Below are 943 nucleotides of genomic sequence, written 5' to 3'. Positions count from 1 at the left end.
CTCTGCTTCGGTGCGGGAGGCGATCGCTGACGGGCTGGGGCGCTGATGGCCTCGGCGGTCAGCCAGCGCGGCGGGTTCGGCCACGGATCGGCCGCGATCCTCGAATGCGTCGATGGCAGGCAGGCGTTCGTGCAGGCGGTGCGCTGCGGTTCACTCGTGGGTCCCTACCGCGTGGAGGCCGCCGCCGTGTGGGTCGGGTGCGCGCCGCCGTGCGGGCCTTGGGTGTCTCGGCGCTGGTCGTCGAGGGTGTGGCGGAGTTCGGTGTTGATGCGTTGGGCCTCGGTGAGCTGATCTTCCAGAATCACGATGCGGCACGCGCCCTCGAGGGGATTGCCGTCATCGACGAGTTGGCGTACCCGGGCGGCGATCCGCAGCTGATACCGCGAATAGCGGCGGTGCCCGCCCGCTGAACGTTGCGGGGTAAGGAGTTTCACACTGTCGAGGGCGCGCAGGAACGCTTGGGTGACGCCGAGGACTTCGGCGGCGCGTCCCATGCTGTAGGCGGGGAAGTCGTCATCATCGAGCCGGTCACCGGCGGGTGAACCGTCGGCGGGAGTCATATCGGATCGCTGCACGGCACCTCGGTGTATTGGCACGACTTCAGGCCCCGACGCACTGTGCGCCGAGGCCCGAAGTCGATCGATAGGTCAAGTGGATTCAATGGTATTGCCGATTTCCGGCCGGAGACTTGCGTGGTGTCCGCAGGTGCCGACACGGACGCGTCATGCGTGGATGTCTACTCGTGGAACACCTCCCGGCTCGTAGATTCACTGCCGCACCCAGCTTTCGACGCGGTTTCGCCGGCGGGTCACTGTGGCGACTTCCGGCGCGTCCTGCGGTGTTTCCGGTTCCCTCCAGCACTACCTATTGCCATGTTCTTTCCTTCGCCGGAGGGAACCGGGCTAACAACTGACTTCTTCCGCAGCGTGTTCGGCTTCCTGCC

1 protein-coding gene is annotated in these 943 nt (G+C 66.3%); it reads right to left on the bottom strand.

The annotated features are described in order from the left end of the window. Positions 1 to 164: 164 nt before the first annotated feature. Positions 165 to 575, bottom strand: coding sequence for a helix-turn-helix domain-containing protein (locus tag NA10_RS35115; RefSeq protein WP_245678243.1), 411 nt, complete (start codon positions 573 to 575; stop codon positions 165 to 167). Positions 576 to 943 lie beyond the last annotated feature (368 nt).

Source organism: Nocardia acidivorans NBRC 108247 (assembly GCF_001625085.1).
GTDB classification, from domain to species: domain Bacteria; phylum Actinomycetota; class Actinomycetes; order Mycobacteriales; family Mycobacteriaceae; genus Nocardia; species Nocardia acidivorans.
This window is presented reverse-complemented; position numbering and strand designations above follow the sequence as displayed.